Below are 26,176 nucleotides of genomic sequence, written 5' to 3'. Positions count from 1 at the left end.
TTACTTCACCGGCCGGATCCCCAGCGGTCCCGCGATCTCCTCCGCCATGACCGCGCCCGCCTCGAACTCAAGGGTCTCGTCGCCCATGCTGACGTCCGTGTCCAGGCCGTCCAGCGCCGGGAGGGGCTGGTTGAGGCGGACGTGGGCGACCAGGGACTGCAGGGCGCGGAGGGCGGCCGAGGCGGTGGAGCCCCAGTTGGAGAAGTAGGAGAACTGCCACCACCACAGGGCCTCCGTGGTACGGCCGGCGCGGTAGTGCGCCATGCCGTGGCGGAGGTCGGTGATGACGTCGGCGAGGTCGTCGGAGATACGGGCCGGGACCGGGGCCTTGCGCGGCTCGTAGGGGTCGAAGACCTCCGAGTACACGTCGATCGGCTCCAGCATGGCCGCGAGGCGCTCGCGGATCTCGTCCACGTCCGGCTCCGGGCCCAGGTCGGGCTCGTAGCGCTCGTCCGGGACGATGTCCTCGTGCGCGCCCAACCGGCCGCCCGCCAGGAGGAGTTGGGACACCTCAAGGAGCAGGAAGGGGACCGCCGAGTCGGGGTCCTCGCCCTTCGCCACCTCGGCCAGGGCCACCAGGAAGCTCTCGACCTGGTCCGCGATCTGGACCGCGAAGTCGTCCGGGTCCTGTGCGGTGTCGTGCAGCGTGGCGTCAGACATCTAGGAGTCGTCTCCCCTCGAAGGCGCGGCCGAGAGTCACCTCGTCCGCGTATTCCAGGTCGCCGCCCACCGGGAGGCCGCTGGCCAGGCGGGTGACCTTGAGGCCCATGGGCTTGATCATGCGGGCGAGGTACGTGGCCGTGGCCTCGCCCTCCAGATTCGGGTCCGTGGCAAGGATCAGTTCCGTGACGGAACCGTCGGCCAACCGCGCGAGAAGTTCTCGTATCCGCAGATCGTCGGGTCCGACCCCCTCGATCGGGCTGATCGCGCCGCCCAGGACGTGGTACTTGCCCCGGAACTCACGCGTCCGCTCGATCGCGACCACGTCCTTCGGTTCCTCCACGACACAGATCACCGTGAGGTCCCGGCGCGGGTCGCGGCAGATGTTGCACAGCTCCTCCTGCGCCACGTTGCCGCAGGTCGCGCAGAAGCGGACCTTCGCCTTGACCTCCATCAGGCACTGCGCGAGCCGGCGGACGTCCGTCGGCTCCGCCTGGAGGATGTGGAAGGCGATCCGCTGCGCGCTCTTGGGACCGACGCCGGGGAGTCGCCCCAATTCGTCGATGAGGTCCTGGACCACGCCTTCGTACAACGGACTGCCTGCCCTTCCTGGAGTCGTGCGGGTACGTGCCGTACGTACCGTAGTTGGCCGCGGGCCGTCTTAGAAAGGCAGACCGGGGATACCGCTGCCGCCACCGCCGAGGCCCTGGGCCAGCGGGCCGAGCTTCTGCTGCTGGAGGGTCTGGGCGTTCTCGTTGGCCGCCTGGACGGCCGCGACGACCAGGTCCGCGAGCGTCTCCGTGTCGTCCGGGTCGACGGCCTTCGGGTCGATCTTCAGCGCGCGCAGCTCGCCGGAGCCGGTGACGGTGGCCTTGACCAGCCCGCCGCCCGCCTGTCCTTCGACCTCGGTCCGCGCCAGCTCCTCCTGCGCGTTCGCCAGGTCCTGCTGCATCTTCTGGGCCTGCTGCAGCAGCTGCTGCATATTGGGCTGGCCACCACCGGGAATCACGATCAGCTCCTGGTTTCGTACGGCTGTCAGACATGGATACCGCTGTATGGGCGAGGCTTTTCCCGCTCGGCACGAGCCTACGTGGTCCGGGCAGTCATCGCTTCAGCACTCTTTCGAGTGAGTCCTCCCCGTGTCCTATACCTGATCAAGACCCACTTCCGGTCAGAAAAGCGGTGAAACCAGATCCTTCGCCACCCATTGGGCGGTAGGAAGGGTCCGGCACATCAGCATCAGGTGTCACACGACGTAAGGGAGTGCCGGGTGGGTCAGCCCGAGATTCAGCCCGAAGGTGGCGATCTGGCGGGGCGGACGTTTCCGCTCGGGGACTGGGGTGAGCCGACGGCCCGGCTGGACGAGCTGTACCGGTGGGTCGAGCGCGGGGCGCTGGAGACGGCGTCCGGCTATCTCGCCGGCCGGGTGTGGAAGCGGCGCGGGGCGCGGGTGCTGCGCGCGGGCGCGGCGCTGGGCGCGGTGGCGGGGGCCGCGCTGCCGCTGCTGGACCTGACCGGGGCGGTGGACGGGGTGGCCGCGTGGGGCTATCTGGCGCTGCTGCTGGGGGCCGCCTGCGTGGCCGGGGACCGGTTCTTCGGGATGACGTCCGGGTGGATGCGGGACGTGGCCACGGCGCAGGCGGTGCAGCGGCGGCTTCAGGTGCTCCAGTTCGACTGGGCGTCGGAGGGCGTCCGGGAGTTCCTGGGGCCCGCGGAGGGCACGGCGAGCGAGGCCGCGGACCGGTGTCTGGCGGTGCTGCGGCGGTTCTCGGAGGACGTGACGGAACTGGTCCGGGTGGAGACCGCCGACTGGATGGTGGAGTTCCGGACCGGGGCGGGACCGCTGGGCATCCAGTCCGCGGTGGTGCCGGGCGGGCGGCAGGAGGGGACCGTGGTGCAGGGCAGGTTCCCGATGCCGCCGGGCGGCGGGACACGGCCGAACATGCCGAGGCAACGGCCGCCGGAGCCCCGGTGAGCCGGGCCGCACGTCGGCGACAGGCTCCGCCGGACAGGCCTTAGGCGCAGAGCTTGAGTCCCTCCGGGGTCCAGCACGGGATGTGGCCGTGGGTGCGGATCACGTCCTGGCCGTTGCCCCGGGACAGATAGGTCAGGAAGCTCGACGCGAGGGAGTCGGCCGGGGGCTGGCCGTAGGTGTAGGCGTACTCGATCTCGCGGTACGGGTAGTCGCTCGTGCCGTGTTCGATGGCGTCCACGGACGGCGGGTGGCCGTCGAGGTCGAGGGTGTGCAGGCCCCTGGCGCCGGAGGCGAGGGTGAGTTCGCTGTAGCCGATCGCGCCGGGGAGTTCGGCGATCTGCGTCAGCACCTGGTCCGTGGAGTCGAGTTCGCAGCGGATGACCGGCGCGGCCGGGTCGTCCTTGTGGACGCAGTCGACGGAGGAGTTGGCGATCTCGCCGCGTTTCAGCACCCGGCGCTGGAACACCTGCCGTGTCCCGGAGTTGGCGTCCCGGCTGACCAGGTGCACCGCGAGGTCGGGTCCCCCGAGCTGCTTCCAGTTCCTGATCTCGCCCCGGTACAGCCGCCGTACGTCGACGGTGGACAGGTTCTTCAGGGGGATGCCGTTGTTGACGACGATCGCGAACACCGACATCGCGATCCGGTTCTCCCGCAGTTGCGGCATGTCGCTCGGCTTGGGTCCGTCCGACAGGGCCACGACCGCCGGCGAGCCCTTCTTCGCGGCGAGCCCGGTGGCCTCCAACTCCCTTACGCCCGCGGTCGATCCGTGCGGGTCGACGGTGACGTGCGCGCCCTCGCAGTCCCGCTCGTACTTCGTCGCGACCTCCTCCGCCACCGGCGCGAACGCGGTGGAACCGGTGACGGTGAGGGTGCCGCGCGCGCAGCCGATCGGGGGCGGGGAGTCGTCGCGGAGCACGACGATCGCCGCGAGGGTCACCACGCACACCGTGAGCATGATGGTGATCAGCCGGGAGGCGCGGCTGAACAGGGGCGCCTTGTCGTCCGGGGTCGCGCTGCGGTTGGGGTGCACCTCGCCGTCGCGGATGCCGCCGATGAGCCGGATGGGGCAGCCGACGTCACCGCCGGAGAGCAGCACCAGCAGTTTGAAGTGGTCGCGGGGGTTGAGCGGCACGCGCGGGATGCGCAGGGTGTTGCCGTCGTAGCCGAGGCCGGCCGCCGGGGTGAAGTGGTCCATCAGGTGGTCGGTGCCGACCGGCTGGGTGACCGAGACGCCGCGGATCGTGCGGTCGGTGAACACCGCGGTGAGGCCGTGGAGTTCGCGTCCGGTGTAGTCGTTGTCGGCGATGCTCTGGGAGCCGTCGTTCTCGATGCGCAGCAGGACGAGGGTGGCGTCGGACATGCCGGGTGCCTCGTCGAAGAGGCCGAGGCGCCGGTTCGCCCGCCCCGAACGGACGTCGTCGCCGATGGGGTTGTCCATCTGGACGCGGTAGCCGATCCGTTTGCGGCGCGGCACCCGGCGTTCGTACCAGACCATCACGCCGGACGCGACGATGCCGAGCAGCGCCGTGCCGACGGCGACCACGTTCTCCGCGCTCAGCCACTCCACTGCGGGCCCCCGCTCCCCAGTCGGATCGTGGGGTCACGGTACGAGCGGGACCGGGAAACCCGCAGGGGGGCTTGGCCGAAGTTCGGGTGACGTTCAACTGGAGCCACCGTGAAGGGAGTTGCCGGGAAGGGAGATGCCGGGAGCGCTCAGCCCGACCTGGTGTACGTCAGCTTCTCCCCGGTGCTGGTGTTCACACGCTGGAGCGTGCCGTCCGACAGCAGGGTGATCTCGGTGGCGGAGCCCGGGTTGCAGGACGAGAGCGGCCGGCCCGAGGTGACGGTGGAGGCGCCGATCGCCAACGGGCTCTCGCCGCCGGGCTCTTGGGCCAGGTCGGCGCTGAACTCGCAGTGGTAGCCCGGTCCGTCCGCGACCAGCGTCAGCACCGGGTCGCCCACCTTCCCCTGCCGGATGGTGAGTTGGCGGGTGTTGTGGCCGGTGTCGTTGTCGATGGACGCGTTCCAGGTGCCGAGGTAGCCGGTCGGTACGGCGCCGTCGCCGGCCGGTGTGGCGGACGGGGAGGGCGAGGTGCTCGGCCCTTCCGTGCTCGGCCCCGGGGTCGTGGGCGCGCCGCTGGTGGCCCCGCCGCCGCCCGAACCGTTCTTCGTACGGCTGCTGTTGCCGCCGTCCTTCATCAGCGCGTACACCGAACCGCCGGCGCCCAGCGCGACGATCAGCGCGACCACGACGAGCAGTGCGGTCGACCTTCCGTTGCGGGGCGGCGCCTGGGGCCGGCCGCCCGGGACCGGGCCGTAGGCCGGGGTGGGGGCGAGGCCGACCTCGTGGTTGTGCGGGTAGGGGTTGTAGGGCACCTGCCCGCCCCAGCCGACGAGTTGGCGGGCGGGGGGCTGCTGTTCCGGGTAGCCGTACGCGGTGGGCGGGGGCGGCGGGTCGTAGGCGGTGGGCTGGGGGTGCTGCTGCGGGTGGCCGTGGGCCGGGTGCGGGGCGGGCGGGCTCGGGGTGCCGGGCGTTCCCGTCTGGTCGGCGACCGCGGTGGGGAGGTGGTTGTCCGGTGCGGTGGGCGTCGGGGAGGAGTCGTCGGAGGCGGCGGCGTGTTCGGGAGAGGCCTCCGAGGGGGCGGGGGCGTGTTCCGGGGAGGCGGGGACAGGTGCAGGGGTTTCGCGGGAGGGGGCGGCGGGTTCCTCCGGGACGACGGCGGCGGTCGGCTTCTCCAGATCGACGACGGTGACCGGCTTCTCCCCCTTCTCTGGTTTCTCCGCCTTCTCCGGGCCGACGGAAGTGTCCGGCTTCCTCAGGTCGACGGCGGTGGCAGGGGGCCCGGACGGGGAAGCGGCGGCGGGCCCGGTCTCCGCGACCGCGTCCACCGCGACCGCCTGCGCCCTCTTCTCCCCCGCCCCCTCCTTCCCGGCGCTCACCTGGCCCGGACCGGCCGGGGCCGCGGCCGGGGCCAACCGGTCGCGTTCCGCCGTCTCCGGGTCCTCCGTGTCCAGCAACTTGACTGCCTGGCGGCCCAGTTGGGCGACGAGGGTGTTGGGGAGCCAGGGGTCGCGGGAGCGGCCGTCGGAGACCGTGTCGTCGGCGCCCGTGCGGTCGAGGATCTGGTGGAGGGTCGGACGGGTCGCCGGGTCCTTGCGGAGGCAGTCGCGGACCAGGTCGGCGATGCCCTCGGGCACGCCCGACAGGTTGGGCTCCTCCTGGGCGATGCGGAACATCAGGGCGTGGACACCGCTGCCGGTCGTGCCGAAGGGCAGGGTGCCGGTCGCCGCGTAGGCGAGGACGGAGCCGAGGCAGAAGACGTCGCAGGCCGGGGTGATGCGGTCGCCCCGCACCTGTTCCGGCGCCATGAAACCGGGCGAGCCGACCAGCGAACCGGTACGGGTGAGTCCGTCCCCGGCGAGCGTCTCCAGCGCCCGCGCTATGCCGAAGTCGATGACGCGGGGACCGTCGATGGTCACCAGCACATTGGACGGCTTGAGGTCGCGGTGGACGATCCCGGCCGCGTGGATGTCCTTGAGCGCGTGCGCGAGACCGGCCGCGAGGATCCGTACCGAACGCTCGGGCAGTGCTCCGTGGTCGCGTCCGACGACCTGTTGCAGGGTGGGTCCCGCGACATACCCGGTGGCCACCCACGGCACCTCGGCCTCGGTGTCCGCGTCCAGCACGGGTGCCGTCCAGTAGCCGCCGACCCGCCGCGCGGCCCGCACCTCCTGCCGGAACCGGGCCCGGAACTCCTCCTGCGCGGCCAGGTCCTCGCGCACCAGCTTCACCGCGACCGTGCGTCCGCGGTCCGAGCGGGCCAGGTACACGTACCCCATGCCGCCGGCCCCCAGCCGGGCCACCAGCCGGTACGCCCCGATCCGCTGCGGATCGGCCGCCCCCAGTTTCTCCATGGCCGCGCCGCCTCCCCCGAAATCCCCGCTCACACCCCTGTGCCCTGCGCGAGACCGACAATAGTGCGGGGACAGGGCCCGATGACCGGGGCGGTGTCTACGGTTCCGTAACAGGAGACCCCGGGCCGCCCCGGCGCGCCAGGAGGGGTCGTACCCCGGGCTTCCGGAGACCCCCCTGGACAACCTGTCGCGGAAAGCCGCCGACCGCAGACAGGACGCCGATACCGCTTCCGCATCGCGGACATTTACGCTCACCCGCATGACCCCTCAGCCCCATCCCCAGGCCGGCGCCGCCGTGAAGGCCGCGGACCGCGCGCATGTGTTCCACTCCTGGTCCGCTCAGGAGCTCATCGACCCGCTCGCCGTGGCCGGCGCGGAGGGGTCCTCTTTCTGGGACTACGACGGGAAGCGCTACCTGGACTTCACCAGCGGGCTCGTCTACACGAACATCGGGTACCAGCACCCGAAGGTCGTCGCCGCGATCCAGGAGCAGGCCGCGACCCTCACCACCTTCGCGCCCGCCTTCGCGATCGAGGCCCGCTCCGAGGCGGCCCGGCTGATCGCCGAGCGCACACCCGGCGACCTGGACAAGATCTTCTTCACCAACGGCGGCGCCGACGCCATCGAGCACGCGACACGCATGGCCCGGCTGCACACCGGTCGCCCGAAGGTGCTCTCCGCCTACCGCTCGTACCACGGCGGTACCCAGCAGGCGATCAACCTCACCGGGGATCCCCGGCGTTGGGCCAGCGACAGCGGCTCGGCCGGGGTCGTCCACTTCTGGGCGCCCTTCCTGTACCGGTCCCGTTTCTACGCCGAGACCGAGGCGCAGGAGTGCGAGCGCGCGCTCGAACACCTGGAGACGACGATCGCCTTCGAGGGCCCGGCGACCGTCGCCGCGATCGTGCTGGAGACCATCCCGGGCACCGCCGGGATCATGGTGCCGCCGCCCGGTTACCTCGCCGGGGTCCGTGAGATCTGCGACAAGTACGGGATCGTCTTCATCCTCGACGAGGTGATGGCCGGGTTCGGGCGGACCGGTGAGTGGTTCGCGGCCGACCTGTTCGACGTCGTACCGGACCTGATGACCTTCGCCAAGGGGGTGAACTCCGGCTATGTGCCGCTCGGCGGGGTCGCCATCTCCGGCGCCATCGCGGACACCTTCGGCACCCGGCCCTACCCGGGCGGACTGACGTACTCCGGGCACCCGCTGGCGTGCGCCGCGGCCGTCGCCACGATCAACGTCATGGCCGAGGAAGGGGTCGTGGAGAACGCCGCAAACCTTGGTACGACCGTCCTCGAACCCGCGCTGCGGGCGCTGGCCGAGCGGCACCCGAGCGTCGGCGAGGTGCGCGGGGTCGGCATGTTCTGGGCGCTGGAGCTGGTGAGGAACCGCGAGACGCGCGAGCCGCTGGTGCCGTACAACGCGGTCGGCGAGGCGAACACGGCGATGGCCGCCTTCGCGGGCGCCGCCAAGCAGCACGGGCTGTGGCCGTTCGTGAACATGAACCGCACCCACGTCGTCCCGCCCTGCAACGTGAGCGAGGCCGAGCTGAAGGAGGGGCTCGCCGTCCTGGACACGGCACTCTCCGTGGCGGACGAGTTCACGGAATAACCCCGGAACAGCCCACGGACCGGCCCCCGGAACAGCCGGCCGAACGGCCCGCACATACCCGGACCGGGACCGGAATCCCCCCTTCCACCGGGTGGGTGCCCGCATCCGGGCAGGGCGGGAACCCGAACGCGTAAGGTGGCGTGCTCGTAGACATATACGAGTACGCCATCGAACGCGACGAGGGAGACGCCCCGACGATGCCCGGAAGCAGCGGCAACGGCGCCGTGACCCGCAGCACCCTGCGGCAGCAGATCGCCGACGCGCTTCGCGACGAGGTCCTGGCCGGCCGGCTCCAGCCCGGCCAGGAGTTCACGGTGAAGGAGATCGCCGAGCAGTACGGCGTCTCCGCCACCCCGGTCAGGGAAGCTCTCGTCGATCTCTCCGCGCAGGGGCTCCTGGAAGCCGACCAGCACCGCGGCTTCCGCGTCCACGAGTACTCGGTGGCCGACCACCGCGGGATGATCGAGGCCCGCGCCCTGGTCACCGAGGGCATGTTCCTGGCGCTGGCCGACGGCCACTCCGTCTTCGACCGCACCGACGACCCGCGCACGGTCGCCGCGCTCGCCGGGGTCCGCCGCCGCGGCGAGGAGGCACAGCGCGCCGCCGACGCCGGCGACCTCTCCGTGCTGATCGGCTACGACCTGCGCTACTGGCGCGAGCTGAGTGCCATGTTCGGCAACCCCTACCTCGGCGACTTCCTGCACCGGCTGCGCGTCCAGTCCTGGGTGTGCACGGTGCAGCATTTGCGGCGGCTGAGCGATCTGCGCGGCCGGCTGTGGTCCGAGCACACCGAACTGGTCGACGCCCTGGCGCGCCGTGACACCCCGGCCGCCCGCTCGATCGTCCTCGCCTACAACACGCACTCCCTCGACCTCATCGAGCGGCTGGCCGCCCGGTGACCGGACCGGAAAGGGCCGCTCCGGCCGTGGACAGTGCCTCCGTGGACCTCAGTGTCGTCGTGCCCGCCTACAACGAGGAACAGCGGCTCGGACCGACGCTCGACGCGATCACCAGGTATCTCGCCGAGAACGAGGGCCGCTTCGGCGACTGGGAGATCGTCGTCGCCGACGACGGCTCCGACGACGGCACCCGCGAGGTCGTCACCTCCCTCGCCGACCCCCGGGTGCAGCTGGTCACCAGCCCCCGCAACCGCGGCAAGGGCCACGCCCTGCGCCTCGGCGTCGCCGCCTCGCGCGGCCGGCGGGTGCTGGTCACGGACGCCGATCTGGCCGCGCCCATCGAGGAGTTGGAGAAGCTCGACAAGGAGCTGGGCGAGGGCCACGCGGCCGCGATCGGCTCCCGCGCCGCGCCGGGCGCGACGATCGAGAGCCACCAGCACCCCCTGCGCGAACTCCTGGGCCGCGCCGGCAACTTCCTCATACGCCAGGCCGCGGTGCCCGGCATACGGGACACCCAGTGCGGCTTCAAGCTGTTCGAGGGCGACCGCGCCCGCGAGGCGTTCGCCGCCTCCCGCATCAACGGCTGGGGCATCGACGTGGAGGTCCTCCAGCACTTCCGCCGGGCCGACTGGCAGGTCGCCGAGGTGCCGGTGCGCTGGGCCCACCAGTCCGGCTCGAAGGTACGGCCCCTCGACTACGCCAAGGTCCTCACGGAACTGGGCCGGCTCCGCGCCCGCTCCCTGCGCCCCGCCGACCTGCTGGTCGTCGTCCTCTTCCTGCTGATGTCGGTCGGCCTCTACTCGGGCCGCCTCTTCGACCCGAACCACCGCTACCTGGTCGACTCGCTCCAGGACCAGAACCAGTGGGAGTGGTTCTTCGCGGTCACGGCCGACAACGTCGCCCACTTCCGCAACCCGCTCTTCACGGACCTCCAGGGCTTCCCCGACGGCGTGAACCTCATGGCCAACACGGTCATGCTCGGTCTGTCGGTCCCCTTCGCGCCCCTCACCCTGCTGGCAGGCCCCGCGGTCTCCCTCAGCGTCTGCATGGCGCTGGGCCTCGCGGTCACGGCCGCCGCCTGGTACTGGCTGATCGTGAAGCGCGTCGTACGGCAACGGGCCGCGGCCTTCGTCGGCGCCTCGCTCGCGGCCTTCGCCCCGCCGATGGTCAGCCACGCCAACGCGCACCCGAACTTCGTCATCCTCTTCATGATCCCGCTGATCATCGACCGCGCCCTGCGCCTGTGCGCGGGCACCCGGGTCGTCCGGGACGCGATCGTGCTCGGCCTGATGGCGGCCTACCAGATCTTCCTCGGCGAGGAACCCCTCCTCCTCGCCACGATGGGCATGATCCTGTTCGCCGCCGCCTACGGAGCCCTCCACCGGGACGTGGTGAAGACGTCCTGGCGCCCGCTCCTCAAGGGCCTCGGCATCGCGGCGGCGGTCTGCGCCCCGATCATCCTGATCCCGATCTACTACCAGTTCGCGGGCCCGCAGAGCTACAAGAGCGTCCTGCACGGCGACAACGCGGGCAACAGCCCCCTGGCCCTGCTCTCCTTCGCCGAACGCTCCCTGATCGCGGGCAACGAGGTCCGCGCGAACTCCCTCTCCCTCAACCCCACCGAGCAGAACGCCTTCTACGGCTGGCCGCTGGTCGCCCTCGCCTTCGCCATCGTCGTACGGCTGTGGGAGAACGCCCTCGTCAAGGCGCTCGCGTTCACGGCGGTCGCGGCGGCGATCCTCTCCATGGGCCCCAAGATCCGCATCCCGCTCACGGACACGGTCTACTCCGGCCCCTGGGCCCTGCTCGCCCACAAACCGCTCTTCGAGTCGGTGATCGAGGGCCGGGTCGCGATGATCTGCGCCCCCGCGCTGGGCATGCTGCTGGCCATCGCGGTCGACAAGCTGGCCGCGACCCGGCAGCCCGGCACGCAGTACGTGGGCCTGCTCGCCGTGTCCATGGCCCTGATCCCGATCATCCCCGCGCCCCTGAAGGCCGTGGACCGGGCTGCGGTGCCCGCCTTCTTCACCGACGGCACCTACAAGTCGTACGTCCGCGCTGGCGAGTCGATCGTCCCGCTCCCGCTCGCCGACCCCGGCGCGGCGGAGCCCCTGCACTGGCAGACCGCCGCCGGCCTCGGCTTCAAGATGCCGGGCGGCTACTTCAACGGCCCCTTCGGCGACGACCGCATCGGCATCTACGGCGCCCCGCCCCGCTACACCTCCTCCATGCTGCGGGACGTCCGCTACAACGGCGTCATCCCGACCATCGGCAAGAACTGGCAGGCGCAGGCCAAGGTCGACTTCGCGTACTGGCACGCGGGCGCGCTGGTGGTCGCGCCGCAGCCCAACGACGACAAGCTCCGCTCGGCGGTGGAGAAGCTGGTGGGGCGCCCCGGCAAATGGGTGGACGGTGTGTGGGTATGGGACCTGCACGAGGGGAGCTGACCCGGGCCGCACCGACTACTCTTCCCTCTACTCTTACTTGACCACTAGGAGCTCTCTTTGGCCTGCGACCTGTGGCTGGTCCCGCTCGTCGACGTGTTGTGCCACACCCCGGACAACCCGTTCGCCGACGAACTCGCGCTCTACAACTCCCTGTTGGCCGAGGCCGGGCTCCCCCCGGTGCCGGTGTACCAGTACATGCCGGGCCTGTCCGGCGAGGTCGCCCCGGTGGCGGGTTTCGACTACGACGCCCTGCACTTCCTGCGCCGGGCCTACCTGCTCCAGGTCTGCGGCCTCCCGGTGACACCGGTGGACGAGCTGGGCGGCGACTACGAACAGCTCCTGGAGATGTTCGAGACCACGGCCCAGCAGTCCCACCTGGTCTGGCACTACGACCACGCGGGCGCCTACGTCCCGGTCGACTTCCCGCACCCGCTGGCCAACGACGAACTCCTGGAGGGCGGCGGCCCGCTGGGCTCGTCCCAGACCCTGCTGCGCGAGCTGGAGTTCGTCGCCCCGACGATCGGCATCGACCCGGCGAACCCCCCGGCACCGCCCGAACCCCCCTCCGCACCCACGGAGTTGGAGGAGCCTGCGGTCCCCGCGCCGTACGACCCGAGCCCGTTCGCGCGCGAGCGGCACGTCTGGCTGGGCCTGCACGCGGCGGCCACCCGCAGCCTGGCCCAGGGCTCGATGATCATCTTCAGCTAGCGGATCCTGGCGAGACCCTTCGTGACGTGATGTCGGAGGGGTCCTCCGGGTCGAAGAACGGGTACGCGGTGCGCTTCCCGTCGCGGACGGCCTCGTCTCAGGCGCCGCCCGGGACGCGTGAGACCTCCGGCAGGACGTCCGGGGACGGACCCTCGGCGCGGGCCCTGCGGATGTACCTCGCGGCGACCACCGCGAGGAGGGAAGCCGCGGTGAGGGTGTAGAGCCCGCCGTTGGTGGAGCCGGTCGTGTCCTTGAGGTAGCCGAAGAGGAACGGCGAGACGAAACCGCCGAGGTTGCCGATGGAGTTGACCAGGGCGAGACCCGGCGCGGCGATCCGCAGGTCCAGGCCCGCCTGGGCCATCGGCCAGAACAGGGTGGCCGCGCACTTGGAGCCGACGCCCGCCAGGGTGATGGCGACCAGCCCGAACCAGGGGCTGCCGAGGGTCGCGAGATACGTGCCGAGCGCGGAGAGGACCAGCGTGATCGCCAGATAGGGGCGGCGGTCCTCGGCCCGGTCGGTGAAGTGGCTCATCGAGTACATCGCGATCATCGAGCAGACGGCCGGTATCGCGGAGAGCAGGCCGACCTGGAAGGACGACAGTCCGCCGATCTCCTCGATCAGGCTCGGCAGCCAGAACGTGATCGCGTACCCGGTGAGGGTCATCGCGAAGAACGCACCGGTGAGCAGGGCGACTTGGGGATGGACCATCAGCCGCAGCCGGGACACCTTCGGCGCCCGGCTCCGCACCTGCTCGTCCTCGGTGACCGACGAGCGCAGCACCTGCTTCTCCTCCGCCGAGAGCCAGCGCGCGTCCTCGATGCGGGAGACCAGGAAGAAGCCGGCGGCGATCCCGACGGCGATGGAGAAGGTGCCCTCCAGCACGAACATCCAGCGCCAGCCCGCGAATCCGCCGAGGCCGTGCAGTTCCAGCAGGGCGCCGGTGATCGGACCGGTGACGATGCCGGCCGCCGCCGAACCGCCGAGGAAGATCGCGGTGGCCCGGCCGCGGCTGGCGTCGGGCAGCCACTGGGTGATGTAGAGCATCGCGCCCGGGAAGAAGCCGGCCTCGGCGACCCCGAGCAGGAAGCGCATGACGTAGAAGAGCGTCACGCTGTGGATGAAGCTCATCGCCACGATCACCAGGCCCCAGGTGATCATGATCCGGGTGAGCCAGACGCGGGCGCCGAAGCGTTCGAGCAGCATGTTGCTCGGCACCTCGAACAGGGCGTACCCGATGAAGAAGAGGCCCGCTCCCAGGCCGTAGGCGGTGGCGCTGACGCCGATGTCGGCCTTCAGCTCGTCCTGGATGAACCCGACGTTCGTCCGGTCCAGGTTGTTGACCAGCAGCATGAGGACGAGGAGAGGCATCATGCGGCGCAGGAACTTGCCGACGGCCCTCTGCTCGATTTCGGACACCACGGACATCGCAGACATCGTTGTCGTACCCCTGTTCACGTACGTGACTTGCTATCACATGCGTGGAGACCATACGGAGTCGATCACTCCGGGTCAACGGGTTGGACTGACATTCATAAGTCTGAACGACAACGCCCGGCCCACCGTGGTACGGCGGGCCGGGCGTCGGAGGGACGGGCGTCGGAGGGACGGGCGTCGGAGGGGCGGGCTAGAAGACGGGCGTCCCGCCCTGCGTCAGCTTCCAGTTGGTCGCCGCGAACGTCGTCGGGTCGATCGTGCCCTTCGCCGTGGCGTAGGCGACCATCAGGTCGCGGACCTGGTTGGTGGAGCTGTAGGCGATCTCCGCGGCGGCGATGTGCGGGTACCCCGAACCGCCGTTGGCGCGGTAGTTGTTGACGGCGACGACGAAGACCTGGTCGTCGGCGACCGCGGTGCCGTTGTACGTCAGGTTCTTGATGCGGGAGCCCTCGGCCGCCGCGATGTCGATCTCGTAGTCGACGCCGGTCGCCATGTCGTACATGTAGTCCCAGAAGCTGTTGGCGTTGGTGAGGGTGGCGGTGTCCACCGCCGTGCCCACCGGGACCTGGTGGTAGTACTTCGCCGCGAACTCCAGGTAGTCCTTGACCTGGGCGCCGGTCAGCTTCTTGCCGTAGAGGGTGTTCTCGTAGACGTAGAGACCCGCGACGTCGCGGATCGTCACGTCACCGGCCGGGATGGTGGCCGTACGGCTGAAGCACGCGGCCACCGAGATCAGCGGGAGCGCGGCGTCCGCCGCCGACAGGCCCGCCTTCACCGCGTCCATCTGGACCTGCTGGATGAAGTCGATGGCGGGGACGTCCTTCCAGCACGCCTCCGCGGTCGACATCGCCGAAGTGCACGTACCGATGGCCGTGTTGACGTACTTGACCACCAAGTCGTGGTCGGCGGTGAGGAGTTCGGTGATCCGCGGGTCCTCCTCGACCGTGTTGCTGTTCAGGGTGGTGGCGGTCTTGGAGGTGATCTTCCAGCAGCCGCGCTCCAGTTCCAGCTCGAAGTCGAAGACCGAGAGGCGGTAGCCGTAGCAGTACGGCTCGGACAGCAGGACGTCCTCGCCGGTCGTGTCGTTCTTCACCGTGTACGTCGGGACGTCCACGTGCGTGTGGCCGACGAGGATCGCGTCGATGCCGGGCACCTGCTCGGCCACCAGGTTCGACGCGTTCTCCACGTACGGGAGTTCGTCGCCCCAGGACGTGGAGCCGTCGAGGCCCGAGTGGTCGGTGAGGAAGACGACGTCGCAGCCCAGCGCACGCAGCCGGGGCACGTACTTCTTCGCCTGCTCGACCAGCCCCGTGAAGGCCATCTTCCCGGAGACGTTGTCCTTGTCCCACAGGGCGATGCCCGGGTTGGTGAGGCCGAGGATGCCGACCTTGATGTCCGGGGCGCCCGGCACCTTGATGTACTTGACGGTGTACGGCTCGAAGGCCGGCTTCAGGGTCTTCGCGTCCAGCGCGTTGGCGCCGAGCAGCGGGAAGTGACACTGCTTCTCGAAGGTGCGGACGACCTCGATGCCGTAGTTGAACTCGTGGTTGCCGAGGGCGGCGGCGTCGTAGCGCATCTCGTTCATGGCGATGGCCATCGGGTGCTTGGGGCCGCGCTTGCCGTTCTTGCCCGTGATGGGGTCGACGCTCGCGTAGTACGAGGCGAGGGACGTGCCCTGGATGATGTCGCCGGCGTCGACCAGCAGGACGCGGTGCGCGCCCTTCTCCTCGCGGATGTTCTTCACCAGGGTGGCGATCCGGGCGATCCCGTAGGTGTTGCCCTTGGCGTCCACCGGGGCCGCGTTGCTGTAGTAGTCCCAGTTGAAGACGTGGCTGTGCAGGTCGGTCGTGCCGAGGATGGAGAAGCTCCAGGTCTTCTTCGGCTTCGGCACGGGCTTGTGGTGCCGGTCGGCGGCCTCGGCCGGTGTCGCCGCCGCCGTCCCCGCTACGGCCACCACGGCGCCGGTGACGGCGGACTTCTGCACGAACTCACGGCGGTTCATGGGATTGACGGGCATTCAGGGCTCCTGGAATGACGCGGAGAATCGGGTGTGACGTGCGGGGCGCGGCGGGCTACCCGCGTAGATGCTGGCCCTCACCCGTTACCGGCGTAACCACGGACAGCCCAAGGGCCGGTCAAGGATTCCCAAGACCGGCCCAAGAACAGCCGTCGACCGCGCCGCTCCACCGCGGCGGTCAACCGCCCTGCTAGATGAACGAGTTGATCTCGATCGTCTCCGTACGACCCGGCCCGACGCCGATCGCGGAGATCGGTGCGCCGGACATCTCCTCCAGCGCCTTCACGTACGCCTGCGCGTTCTTCGGGAGGTCGGCGAAGGTCTTGGCCTTCGTGATGTCCTCGCTCCAGCCGGGCAGGTTCTCGTAGATCGGCTTCGCGTGGTGGAAGTCGGTCTGCGAGTACGGGAGTTCCTCGACACGCTTGCCGTCGATCTCGTACGCCACGCAGACCGGGATCTCCTCCCAGCCGGTCAGGACGTCCAGCTTGGTGAGGAAGAAGTCGGTCAGGCCGTTCACCCGGGTCGCGTAGCGGGCGATGACCGCGTCGAACCAGCCGCACCGACGGTCACGGCCGGTGGTGACACCCCGCTCGCCACCGATGCGGCGCAGCGCCTCGCCGTCCGCGTCGAACAGCTCGGTCGGGAACGGGCCCGAACCGACGCGGGTCGTGTACGCCTTCAGGATGCCGATGACCCGGCTGATCTTCGTCGGGCCCACACCGGCGCCGGTGCACGCGCCGCCCGCGGTGGGGTTGGACGACGTCACGAAGGGATAGGTCCCGTGGTCGATGTCCAGGAGCGTGCCCTGCCCGCCCTCGAAGAGGACGACCTTGTCCTGGTCCAGCGCCTGGTTGAGGACGAGGACCGTGTCCGCGACATACGGCTTGAGCCGGTCCGCGTAGCCCAGCAGCTCCTCGACGACCTGCTCGATGGCGATGGCGCGGCGGTTGTAGAGCTTGGTGAGCATCTGGTTCTTGACGTCGAGGGCCGCCTCGACCTTCTGCGTCAGGATCGACTCGTCGTAGAGGTCCTGGACCCGGATGCCGACGCGGTTGATCTTGTCCGCGTAGGTGGGCCCGATACCGCGGCCCGTCGTCCCGATCTTCCGCTTGCCGAGGAAGCGCTCGGTCACCTTGTCCACCGTCACGTTGTACGGCGTGATGATGTGAGCGTTACCGCTGATCAGGAGCTTGGACGTGTCGACGCCGCGCTCGTTCAGCCCGTCCAGCTCGGAGAACAGGACCGACGGGTCGACGACGACACCGTTGCCGATGACCGGCGTGCACTCCGGAGTGAGGATCCCGGAAGGGAGCAGGTGAAGGGCGTACTTCTGATCGCCCACGACTACCGTGTGGCCGGCGTTGTTGCCGCCCTGGTAGCGCACCACATAGTCGACCGACCCACCTAGCAGGTCCGTCGCCTTTCCCTTGCCTTCGTCACCCCACTGAGCACCGAGCAGCACAAGTGCGGGCACGCGCGTACACCCCTTCCGGGCGGGGCATGTCCAAGGTCAGAGGCGTACGCGGCACAGGTGTGCCTGGTACGCCCGCGACCCTCGTCGGCCGCAACCCGTCGGACCGGATGCCCCGGAATAGACGAAGCCCCTGGCGCAATAGCGCAAGGGGCTCTTGCACAAAGATGCTACCCGAGGAAGCGAGGCATGGCCGAGGTGGCGACTTTCGCGACTTCAGATCAGCTGCTGGTCGTCATCGATCCGGTCGCCCGGCGCGCCGACGGGGAGTCCGTCCGCATCGCGAAAGACGTGCTCAGCGCGGGTGCGGCGACGAAGGTGTGCCTGCCGGACGGGCCCGAGGAATTCGCCCGGGTGCTCGCCCGGCGGGGCTCCCGCCGGCCGGTGGTGATCGGCGACGACCGTGCCCTGCTCCGCGCGGTGTCCCTGCTGTACCGGCAGCGGGAACTGGCCGGATGTGCGCTGTCGATGGTGCCGGTGGGAGCGGCGCTGTCCCTCGCGGGGGCGCTGGGGGTGCCCACGGGGGCGGTCGCGGCGGCGCGAGCGGTGCTCGACGGGGTCGAACGGCGGAAGGATCTGCTGGTCGACGAGAGCGACGGGGTGGTGCTGGGTGCGCTGCGGATCCCCTCGTTCCCCTCGCCCTCGGTGTCCTCGCCCGCCGGTACCGGGCACGCGTCGTGGCTGCGGACCTGCCAGTCGCTGGTACGGACCCTGGTGCCGGCCCGGCCGTCCCGCGAACCCCTCGCGGGGGTCACCCGGCTCGGGCCCGCGCGGCTGCGGGTCGAGGTGGACGGGGTGACGCTGGTGGACCTGGACCAGCCGGTGGACGGGGTGTCCGTGACCCCCGGTGTCTCCGGCCTCGCGGAGGTGGAGGTACGACCCGCCTCGGTCGGCGCGGAGGCGTCGGCGCTGTGTGCGCGGGGGCGGCGGGTGACGGTGTCGGGGGCGGATTTTCGGTATCGGGCGGATGCGGTGGTGGGGGGGCCGGTGCGGACGCGGACGTGGGTGGTTCGGGAGGGGGCGTGGGGGCTTACGTTGCCGGGGTGAGGGTGGGGGTTCGGTTGTGTGCGGAGTGGCGGCCGGTGGGGCTGGTTGCGCAGTTCCTCGCGCCCCCTTAAGAGCCGGGATGGGGGTGGGGGATCGGTTGTGTGCGGAGTGCCGGCCGGTGGGGGCTGGGCGCGCAGTTCCCCGCGCCCCTTAGGGGCGGGTTGTGTGCGGGGTACCGGGAACGGGTCCTTTGGTGGGGTCAGTTGCCCTGGCCTGCGCTGCCTGTCGGGCCCACCTTGACCGGGGAGCCGGAGCCGTCCGTGACGGGGAGGGTGGGGGCGCCGGGCCAGGTGAGGGTGACCGGGTGGGTCTCGTCCGGCGGGGTCACGATCAGCCCGGTGATCCGGACGCCGGAGCCGCCCGACGTGTTGAGCGGGTAGCTGACCGGGAAGTACGTCGACTCGCCGTTCTTGAGGACGGCCGACACGGTCTCCTGGCCGGTGCGCTTCGCGGACAGCGACCCCGCGCTGGTCTTCAGGTCGACGCCCGCGTACCCGGCGACGGTGCAGCCGTGGCCGCTGCGGTTGGTCAGCGTGACGACGACCGTGCCGTCCGTGTCACCGCCGACGGTGCCGTCCTGCGCGGTGATCCTCAGGTCGGCGGTACGGCACTTTCCGGTCTTGGCGCTCGCATCGGTACCCGAGCCGGAGCCGGACGAGGTGTCGGACGAGGTGTCGGTCTCGTCCGAGGCGTTCTTGGAAGGGGAGCCGGTCGACGCGGAGGACTTCGGTGCCGGGTCGCTCTGGGCCTTGCCCGTGTTGTCGTTCCCGCTCTGGCAGGCGGTGAGCGAGAGGCCCGCGGCGACGGCCAGGGCGGCGAAGGTGAGCTTGTGAACGCGCATCGTCTTGTTTCCTCGATGTCGGTCGGCAGTGGGCGTTTCCGACCAGGAGGAGCGGCCGGGCCCCTCCCGACGTTCCGCCCGGCCCCCTCCCAGGACATGCCTGTTACACGCACCTACCGACCCGAAGACCCCGCTCGGCGCCCGCGGCCCGGCCGGGACAGGCGTTCCGGCCCCTGTCACCAACCTGCCCGCACCGAAGGCCCGTTGGGACAGACCCGTGACTCAGCCCGCCGCAACCGGCCGCGGGCCCGGGGCATCCGCCTCGTCCTTCAGCCCCACACCCGTGGCCCCCAGCTCCCGCGCCCGCCCCATGAGCCCCGCCAGCTTCCCCGCCGCCACCTCGTACGCCATCCCCGACGGCGGCCGGATGTTGGAGAGGCAGTTGCGGGACGCGTCCGTCGTCACCCCCGGCTCGGGCCGGTACGTCAGATACGCCCCCAACGAGTCCGCCGCCGACATCCCGGGCCGCTCACCGACGAACACGACGACCATCTCCGCGCCCATCGCGGACGCCACGTCGTCGCCGAGGGCGACCCGCGCCTGCTCCGCGAGCACCACCGGCGCCACCCGCCACACCGTCGGCAGCAGCGCCGTGGTGGCCCGTACCATCGCCGCCCCGTGCTCGTGCACCGCCCGGCTGGACAGCCCGTCCGCCACGACGAACACCACGTCCCACTCCCCCACCGGCAGGTACGCCCGGTCGGTGGCGTCCAACCGGCGCCCCAGATCGGGGCGTTGGAGATAGGTCGGCCGGTCGGGCGCCGCGCTGCGCACCCGTACGGTCGGCTCACCCCGCAGCGCCTCCGCCACCAGGTCCGGCCGGAACGGCGAGTGCACGGCGTCCCGGGCCGCCGCGTGCGCGGCCTGCAACTCCAGCCGGTGCCGGGTGGGCAGCCCCGAACCGGCCCGCCCGAGCCCGATCCTCGCCTGGGTGTGCCGGCGCAGGGCGGGCCACAAGTCCCGCTCCGCAGCAGCAATGTGACCGTTCGTCATGCCGCCAGTTCCCTTCCGATCGCGGTCAACGGGTGGGCCGTACCGGACACGTCCCTGATCGCGCCGTCCTCGCCCAGCAGGCCGATCGAGTCGAGCCATGCCTCGAACTCCGGTGCCGGGCGCAGCCCGAGGACCTCGCGGAGGTACAACGCGTCGTGGTACGAGGCGGATTGGTAGTTGAGCATGATGTCGTCGCCGCCCGGGGTGCAGATCACGAAGGACGCGCCGGCCACCCCGAGCATGGTGAGCATCGTGGCGATGTCGTCGTCGTCCGCGTCGGCGTGGTTGGTGTAGCAGATGTCCAGGCCCATGGGCAGGCCGAGCACCTTGCCGCAGAAGTGGTCCTCCAGGGCGGCGCGGAGGATCTGGCGGCCGTCGTAGAGGTACTCGGGACCGATGAAGCCCACCACCGTGTTCACCAGGAACGGGTCGTAGCGCCGGGCCACCGCGTACGCGCGTGCCTCGACCGTCTGCTGGTCCACCCCGTGGTGCGCGTCGGCGGAGAGGGCGCTGCCCTGGCCCGTCTCGAAGTACATGACGTGGGAGCCGACGGTGCCCCGGCCGAGCGCACGCGCCGCCTCGTGCGCCTCGTCGAGCAGGCCGAGCGTGACGCCGAAGGACGCGTTCGCCGCCTGGGTGCCCGCGATGGACTGGAAGACGAGATCCACCGGGGCGCCGGACGCCATCAGGTCGACGCTCGTCGTGACATGGGACAGGACGCAGGACTGGGTGGGGACGGCGTAGCGCCGGATGACTCCGTCGAGCAGTTCCAGCAGGTCACGTACCGCTTTCGGGCTGTCCGTCGCGGGGTTGATGCCGATCACCGCGTCGCCGGAGCCGAGCAGCAGCCCGTCGAGCAGGGCCGCGGCGACTCCGGCCGGGTCGTCGGTGGGGTGGTTGGGCTGGAGGCGGGTGGCGAGCCGCCCCGGCAGGCCGATCGTGGAGCGGAAGGCGGTGACGACCCGCACCTTCCGTGCGACGGCGACGAGGTCGGCGTTGCCCATCAGCTTGGACACGGCGGCCACCATCTCCGGCGTCAACCCGGGTGCCACGGAGGCCAGTTGAGTGCTGTCCGCGGCGAGCAGCCACTCCCGGAGACCGCCGACGGACAGTCCGGCCACCGCCGCGAACGCGCCCGTGTCGTGCGTGTCGAGGATCAGCCGGGTCACGTCGTCGGTCTCGTACGGGATCACCGGTTCGGCGAGGAACGCGGTCAGCGGTACGTCCGCCAGCGCCCAGCGGGCGGCCACCCTCTCCCGCGCGGACTCGGCGGCCAGCCCCGCCAGCCGGTCCCCGGACCGCTCCGGGCTCGCGGCGGCGAGCAGGCGCGCGAGGGAGCCGAAACGGTAGCGGTGGCCGCCGAGCGCGGCGGTGTACGTACTCATGCCGGTGACCGTACGAGGGGTGTGTTGCGGCCAGATTTCTAATGGTCTGAGTGACAAACATTTAACGTCTCGCAGCCCTTGCCCGACTCATTCGGCCTACAGAGTTCCGGTTCGGCACACCAGTCGAGCAGCAGGAGAGGAGCCATCCCGATGGCAGTGGACGAAGGAGTCGCCCCCGCGTCGGGCGTCAGCGAGGAAGACGCCGTTCACCGGCTCAAGCCCAACGCCATCGGGCTGCTGGGCGTGGTCTTCATGGCCGTCGCGACGGCCGCCCCGATCACCGCGATGACCGGCAACGTGCCCTTCATGGTCTCGTCGGGGAACGGCATCGGCGCCCCGGCGAGCTATCTCGTCGCAATGGTCGTCCTGGCAATCTTTTCCGTCGGCTTCACGTCGATGGCGAAGCACATCACTTCGACGGGCGCCTTCTACGGCTTCATCTCCTACGGCCTCGGACGCACCGTCGGACTCGCGTCCGGGATGCTCGCGACCTTCGCCTACATGGTGTTCGAGCCGGCGCTCATCGGGATCTTCTCCACCTTCGCCACCGGAACCTTCAAGGACCAGACGGGACTTGACGTCCCGTGGTGGGTCTTCGCGATCGTCATGCTGGCCGTCAACGCGACGGGCACGTGGTTCGGCGTCTCGGTCGCCGAGAAGCTGCTCGTCGTCCTCCTCGGCACCGAGGTGACCGTCCTCGCCGCGATGGCGGTCTCGGTCGCCCTGCACGGCGGCGGCCCGCACGGCTTCACCTTGGGCCCGGTCGACCCGCTCAACGCGTTCAAGGGCACCAGCGCGGGCCTCGGCCTCTTCTTCGCCTTCTGGTCGTGGGTCGGCTTCGAGTCGACGGCGATGTACGGCGAGGAGTCCCGCGACCCGAAGAAGATCATCCCCAAGGCGACGATGATCAGCGTCCTGGGCGTCGGCGTCTTCTACGTCTTCGTCTCCTGGATGGCCATCATCGGCAACGGCGAGGGCGAGGCCGTGCAGGTCGCCTCGTCGGCGAACCCGCTCGCCCTCTTCTTCAACCCCACCGAGCACTACGTCGGGCACTGGGCGGTCGACCTCATGCAGTGGCTGATGATCACCGGCTCGCTCGCCTGCGGGATGGCCTTCCACAACTGCGCCAGCCGCTACCTGTACGCGCTGGGCCGCGAGGGCGTCCTCCCCGCCCTGCGGAACACGGTCGGCCGCACCCACGCCCGGCACGGCTCCCCGCACATCGCGGGCTTCGTGCAGACCGTGGTGAGCGCCGTCCTGATCATCGCGTTCTGGGCCACCACCAAGGACCCGGCCAACGCGCTCTACGTCCTGCTCGCCATCCTCGGCACGATGGCGATCCTCGTGGTGCAGGCGGTGTGCTCGTTCGCGGTGCTGGCGTACTTCCGCGAGAACCATCCCGAGAGCCGGCACTGGTTCCGCACGTTCACCGCTCCGCTCGTCGGGGGTGTCGCGATGCTGGCGGTCGTCGTGCTGCTGGTCTCCAACATGAGCGTGGCGGCGGGCTCGGAGTCCGGCTCGCCGGTGCTGAAGGCCACGCCGTGGCTGGTGCTCCTGGTCGCGGCGACGGGCATCGGCTACGCCCAGTACCTGAAGCGCCGCTCTCCCGAACGCTTCGCCCTGCTGGGCCGCACGGTCCTGGAGGAGACGAAGGAGCGCTGAGGTTCCTTCGGGGGCGCGGGGAACCGCGCCCCTCAGCGGGTTTCGCCGAAGCGTGCTTCGCGGTAGGTCCGCCAGCGCTCCATCATGGCCGCGATCTCCCCGTCGACGAACTCGAAGAACGCGAGCGTCTCCGCCAGCCGCAGCCCCGCGGGAGTCTCCGCCCCCAGGCTCACGACCCCTTCGCGCAGGGCGACTTCCCATCGCTTGAGGACGGCCTCGCGATTGGTGAGCGCCTCGTACCACTGGTTGCCCCGCACCCGGTACCGCTCGCGCCGCGACCCCGGCTCCCGCTCGCGCGAGACCATGTGGGTCTGCGCCAGGTAGCGCACCGCCCCGGAGACCGCCGCCGGGCTGATCCGCAGCTGCTCGCCCAGGTCGGCCGATGTCAGCGCGCCGTCGTCGGAGGACAGGAGCGCGGCGAAGACCCGGGCCGGCATCCGCTGCATCCCGGCCTCGACGAGCTGGGCCGCGAAGCTCTCCACGAACTTCGAGACCGCCTCCTGGTCCCGCGCCGCCTCATCCGTCATGGCCACCACCCTACCCGCGCTTCACACATTTCCTTAACTTCACAAATTTCTGAAAGAAGCGTACGTTCGGCTCCATGACGAAGGCGATCCCGGCCATCGAGGTATCCGGCCTGCACAAGTCGTTCGGCAGGACACACGCCCTCGACGGCCTCGACCTCACCGTGGACACCGGCGAGGTGCACGGCTTCCTGGGCCCCAACGGCTCCGGCAAGTCCACGACGATCCGTGTCCTGCTCGGCCTCCTCCGCGCGGACTCCGGCACCGCCCGGCTGCTGGGCCGCGACCCCTGGACCGACGCCGTCGAACTGCACCGCCGGGTCGCCTACGTCCCCGGCGACGTGACACTGTGGCGCAACCTCTCCGGAGGCGAAGTCATCGACCTCTACGGCAGGTTGCGCGGCGGACTGGACACCTCCCGGCGCGCCGAACTGATCGACCGCTTCGAACTCGACCCCGGCAAACAGGGCCGCACGTACTCCAAGGGCAACCGGCAGAAGGTCGCCCTCGTCGCCGCGTTCGCCTCGGACGTCGACCTGCTGATCCTGGACGAACCGACGTCGGGCCTCGACCCGCTGATGGAGGAGGTCTTCCGGCGCTGCGTGGAGGAGGAGCGCGACCGGGGCCGCACGGTCCTGCTCTCCTCCCACATCCTCGGCGAGGTCGAGGAGTTGTGCGACCGGGTGAGCATCATCCGCAGGGGCCGCACGGTGGAGACCGGTTCCCTGTCCGACCTGCGCCACCTCACCCGCACCAGCGTGACGGCCGAACTGGCAGACACCCCAAGGAGGTTGGCGACCCTGCCCGGCGTCCACGACCTCGACATCCAGGGCAGGCGGGTACGGCTCCAGGTGGAGAGCGACCAACTCACCGCCGTACTGCGCTCGTTGAGCGAGACGGGCGTACGGTCGCTCACCTCCAGGCCGCCGACGCTGGAGGAGCTGTTCCTCCGCCACTACCAGGAGGCAGAATGACGGCCGCGGCGCTCCCCGCACGCACCGGCTCCGGCGGCTCGCGCCGGCTCACCGGCACCGGCGCCCTGCTGCGCTTCGCCCTGCGGCGCGACCGCGTGCTGATCCCGGCCTGGGTGGCCGTGACCGGCCTCCTCGTCCTCTCCCTGCCCGGCTCCCTCAAGAGCGTGTACTCGACGCCCGCCCAACGCGCCGACCTCGCCCGTCAGATGCTCACCAACAGCTCGCTGCGCGCCACCTACGGCCCGGTGTTCAGCGACTCGCTCGGCGGTCTCACCGCGTGGCGCGTCGGCGGCTACGCCGCGGTCCTCGCCGCGATCATGAGCCTGACCGTCGTCGTACGGCACACCCGTGACGAGGAGGAGAGCGGCCGGCAGGAACTCGTCTCCTCCGCGATGGTGGGCCGCAGCGCACCGCTGACGGCGGCCCTGCTGACGGCACTGGTCGCCAACTCCGCGCTGGCGCTGCTGATCTGGGGCGGCCTGGCCGGGCAGGGGGCGGCCGGGGCCCTCGCGCTGGGGCTCGGCATCGGCGGAGTGGGCATGGTGTTCGCGACGCTGGCGGCGATCGTCGCGCAGTTCACGGACAGCGGCCGCCTGGCGAAGGGCCTGACCGGCGGACTGGTCGGCGCGGCCTTCGCCCTCCGCGCGGTGGGCGACTCGACCGGCGCCGACGGCTCGTCGCCCGCGACCTGGGTCTCCCCGATCGGCTGGCTGGAGAACCTGCGCCCGTTCGCGGCCGAACGCTGGTGGGTGCTGGCCCTGTTCGCGGCGGCGGCACTCGCACAGGGACTGGTGGCCTACGAGCTGGCGGGCCGCCGGGACGTGGGAATGAGCTTCCTCCCGGCCCGCCCCGGCCCGGCGCACGGCCGTCTCGGCACGGCGGCGGCGCTGGCGTGGCGGCTCCAGCGGGGCGGCGTCCTGGGCTGGAGCCTGGGCTTCCTCGCGGCCGGGGTCGCCTTCGGCGGGATCACCGACGGCGCGGCGGACCTGGTCGGGGACAACGCCAGGACCCGCGAGATCATCAAGCGGATGGGCGGCCAGTCCGGCATCCAGAACGCGTTCCTGGCCACGATGGCCGGCCTGTTCGGCATGCTGGCCGCGCTGTACGCGGTCGGGTCGGTCCTGCGCCTGCACGGCGAGGAGACGTCAGGCCGCGCCGAACCGGTCCTGGCGAACGCGGTGGGCCGCCTGCGCTGGGCCGCGGGCCACCTCACGATCGCCTTCGGCGGCGCGATCCTGATCATGCTGCTGAGCGGCCTCGGCCTGGCCCTCGGCCACGGCGCGGACCTGGGCCCGATCCTCGCGGCCTGCCTGGTCCAGGTCCCCGCGGTCTGGACCCTGGGCGCCCTCGCGGTCCTCCTCCACGGCCTCTCCCCCCACCTCGCCCCGGCCTCCTGGGCGGCGGCGGGACTGGCCCTCGCGCTCGGCTGGATCGGCCCCGCCCTGAACCTCCCCCGGGCGGTCCTCGGCCTCTCCCCCTTCGGCCATCTCCCGAAGCTCCCGGGCGGAGACATGGCGTGGGGCCCGGTGACCGTCCTCACGACGATCGCCGCGGCCCTGGTCGCCGCAGGCCTGACGGCGCTGCGGCGACGCGACCTCACGGCCTGAC

Annotated in this window: 21 protein-coding genes; 9 read left to right on the top strand and 12 right to left on the bottom strand. The window is 70.9% G+C overall.

All coding sequences use genetic code 11. From position 1 onward, the window contains the following. The 3 genes from ACIPTO_RS34000 to ACIPTO_RS33990 all read right to left on the bottom strand — a co-directional run bounded on the left by ACIPTO_RS34000 (position 1) and on the right by ACIPTO_RS33990 (position 1,669). A complete protein-coding gene (locus ACIPTO_RS34000) occupies positions 1-660 on the bottom strand; it encodes a DUF5063 domain-containing protein (RefSeq protein ID WP_366322460.1) in 660 nt (219 codons plus the stop codon). Next, positions 653-1,252, bottom strand: a complete 600-nt coding sequence (recR, locus tag ACIPTO_RS33995) for a recombination mediator RecR (RefSeq protein WP_328830640.1) — start codon at positions 1,250-1,252, stop codon at positions 653-655. Before recR ends, ACIPTO_RS34000 begins: the two co-directional genes overlap by 8 nt. Positions 1,253-1,321: 69 nt before the next feature. After that, positions 1,322-1,669 (bottom strand): YbaB/EbfC family nucleoid-associated protein, encoded by a 348-nt coding sequence (locus ACIPTO_RS33990; protein WP_266770021.1) that lies wholly within the window; start codon positions 1,667-1,669, stop codon positions 1,322-1,324. 261 nt (positions 1,670-1,930) lie between these two features. Between ACIPTO_RS33990 and ACIPTO_RS33985 the strand changes: the two genes are divergently transcribed. Then, entirely contained in the window at positions 1,931-2,635 is a 705-nt protein-coding gene (locus tag ACIPTO_RS33985) for an SLATT domain-containing protein (RefSeq protein ID WP_366322462.1), read from the top strand. Positions 2,636-2,675: 40 nt separating this feature from the next. On the opposite strand, the gene ACIPTO_RS33980 is transcribed toward ACIPTO_RS33985, so the two are convergent. Further along, a complete protein-coding gene (locus ACIPTO_RS33980) occupies positions 2,676-4,202 on the bottom strand; it encodes a substrate-binding domain-containing protein (protein WP_401198550.1) in 1,527 nt (508 codons plus the stop codon). Between the two features lie 146 nt (positions 4,203-4,348). After that, positions 4,349-6,550, bottom strand: coding sequence for a protein kinase (locus ACIPTO_RS33975; protein ID WP_401198548.1), 2,202 nt, complete (start codon positions 6,548-6,550; stop codon positions 4,349-4,351). Positions 6,551-6,809: 259 nt separating this feature from the next. Between ACIPTO_RS33975 and ACIPTO_RS33970 the strand changes: the two genes are divergently transcribed. From ACIPTO_RS33970 to ACIPTO_RS33955, 4 genes are all read left to right on the top strand, one after another. Then, positions 6,810-8,165: an aspartate aminotransferase family protein gene (locus ACIPTO_RS33970; protein WP_401198546.1), complete on the top strand. Its 1,356-nt coding sequence runs from the start codon at positions 6,810-6,812 to the stop codon at positions 8,163-8,165. A 197-nt stretch (positions 8,166-8,362) separates the two neighbouring features. Further along, positions 8,363-9,064: a GntR family transcriptional regulator gene (locus ACIPTO_RS33965; protein ID WP_366322576.1), complete on the top strand. Its 702-nt coding sequence runs from the start codon at positions 8,363-8,365 to the stop codon at positions 9,062-9,064. A 41-nt stretch (positions 9,065-9,105) separates the two neighbouring features. Continuing rightward, positions 9,106-11,511, top strand: coding sequence for a glycosyltransferase (locus ACIPTO_RS33960; RefSeq protein WP_401198544.1), 2,406 nt, complete (start codon positions 9,106-9,108; stop codon positions 11,509-11,511). Between the two features lie 57 nt (positions 11,512-11,568). Next, positions 11,569-12,219 (top strand): hypothetical protein, encoded by a 651-nt coding sequence (locus ACIPTO_RS33955; RefSeq protein WP_366322472.1) that lies wholly within the window; start codon positions 11,569-11,571, stop codon positions 12,217-12,219. 97 nt (positions 12,220-12,316) lie between these two features. On the opposite strand, the gene ACIPTO_RS33950 is transcribed toward ACIPTO_RS33955, so the two are convergent. The 3 genes from ACIPTO_RS33950 to ACIPTO_RS33940 form a co-directional block, all read right to left on the bottom strand. Next, positions 12,317-13,645, bottom strand: a complete 1,329-nt coding sequence (locus tag ACIPTO_RS33950; protein WP_366322474.1) for an MFS transporter — start codon at positions 13,643-13,645, stop codon at positions 12,317-12,319. Between the two features lie 199 nt (positions 13,646-13,844). Beyond that, the gene (locus ACIPTO_RS33945; RefSeq protein WP_401198542.1) at positions 13,845-15,671 is read right to left on the bottom strand and encodes a bifunctional metallophosphatase/5'-nucleotidase; all 1,827 of its coding nucleotides are present in this window, start codon (positions 15,669-15,671) and stop codon (positions 13,845-13,847) included. A gap of 190 nt (positions 15,672-15,861) precedes the next feature. Beyond that, positions 15,862-17,145, bottom strand: a complete 1,284-nt coding sequence (locus tag ACIPTO_RS33940) for an adenylosuccinate synthase (RefSeq protein WP_366322478.1) — start codon at positions 17,143-17,145, stop codon at positions 15,862-15,864. A 186-nt stretch (positions 17,146-17,331) separates the two neighbouring features. Here ACIPTO_RS33940 and ACIPTO_RS33935 point away from each other — a divergent pair, with 186 nt between their 5' ends. Then, complete coding sequence (locus ACIPTO_RS33935) at positions 17,332-18,189, top strand: diacylglycerol kinase (RefSeq protein WP_401198540.1); 858 nt, start codon at positions 17,332-17,334, stop codon at positions 18,187-18,189. A 199-nt stretch (positions 18,190-18,388) separates the two neighbouring features. On the opposite strand, the gene ACIPTO_RS33930 is transcribed toward ACIPTO_RS33935, so the two are convergent. The 3 genes from ACIPTO_RS33930 to ACIPTO_RS33920 form a co-directional block, all read right to left on the bottom strand. Then, positions 18,389-19,030, bottom strand: a complete 642-nt coding sequence (locus ACIPTO_RS33930) for a DUF4232 domain-containing protein (protein ID WP_401198538.1) — start codon at positions 19,028-19,030, stop codon at positions 18,389-18,391. A gap of 222 nt (positions 19,031-19,252) precedes the next feature. Beyond that, positions 19,253-20,023, bottom strand: a complete 771-nt coding sequence (gene eutC / locus ACIPTO_RS33925; RefSeq protein ID WP_401198536.1) for an ethanolamine ammonia-lyase subunit EutC — start codon at positions 20,021-20,023, stop codon at positions 19,253-19,255. Further along, the gene (locus tag ACIPTO_RS33920; RefSeq protein WP_401198534.1) at positions 20,020-21,408 is read right to left on the bottom strand and encodes an ethanolamine ammonia-lyase subunit EutB; all 1,389 of its coding nucleotides are present in this window, start codon (positions 21,406-21,408) and stop codon (positions 20,020-20,022) included. Before ACIPTO_RS33920 ends, eutC begins: the two co-directional genes overlap by 4 nt. Before the next feature lie 150 nt (positions 21,409-21,558). Here ACIPTO_RS33920 and ACIPTO_RS33915 point away from each other — a divergent pair, with 150 nt between their 5' ends. Further along, a complete protein-coding gene (locus tag ACIPTO_RS33915; RefSeq protein ID WP_401198532.1) occupies positions 21,559-23,070 on the top strand; it encodes an APC family permease in 1,512 nt (503 codons plus the stop codon). A 32-nt stretch (positions 23,071-23,102) separates the two neighbouring features. Here the strand turns inward: ACIPTO_RS33915 and ACIPTO_RS33910 are convergent, their stop codons facing one another. Continuing rightward, on the bottom strand, positions 23,103-23,597 hold the full coding sequence (locus tag ACIPTO_RS33910) for a GbsR/MarR family transcriptional regulator (RefSeq protein ID WP_401198530.1): 495 nt from the start codon (positions 23,595-23,597) through the stop codon (positions 23,103-23,105). A gap of 74 nt (positions 23,598-23,671) precedes the next feature. Here ACIPTO_RS33910 and ACIPTO_RS33905 point away from each other — a divergent pair, with 74 nt between their 5' ends. Then, a complete protein-coding gene (locus ACIPTO_RS33905) occupies positions 23,672-24,568 on the top strand; it encodes an ATP-binding cassette domain-containing protein (RefSeq protein WP_401198528.1) in 897 nt (298 codons plus the stop codon). Next, positions 24,565-26,175, top strand: a complete 1,611-nt coding sequence (locus ACIPTO_RS33900) for an ABC transporter permease (RefSeq protein ID WP_401198526.1) — start codon at positions 24,565-24,567, stop codon at positions 26,173-26,175. Before ACIPTO_RS33905 ends, ACIPTO_RS33900 begins: the two co-directional genes overlap by 4 nt. The last annotated feature ends 1 nt before the right edge of the window (position 26,176 follow it).

It is taken from the genome of Streptomyces sp. NPDC090083 (assembly GCF_044747445.1).
Lineage (GTDB): Bacteria > Actinomycetota > Actinomycetes > Streptomycetales > Streptomycetaceae > Streptomyces.
This window is presented reverse-complemented; position numbering and strand designations above follow the sequence as displayed.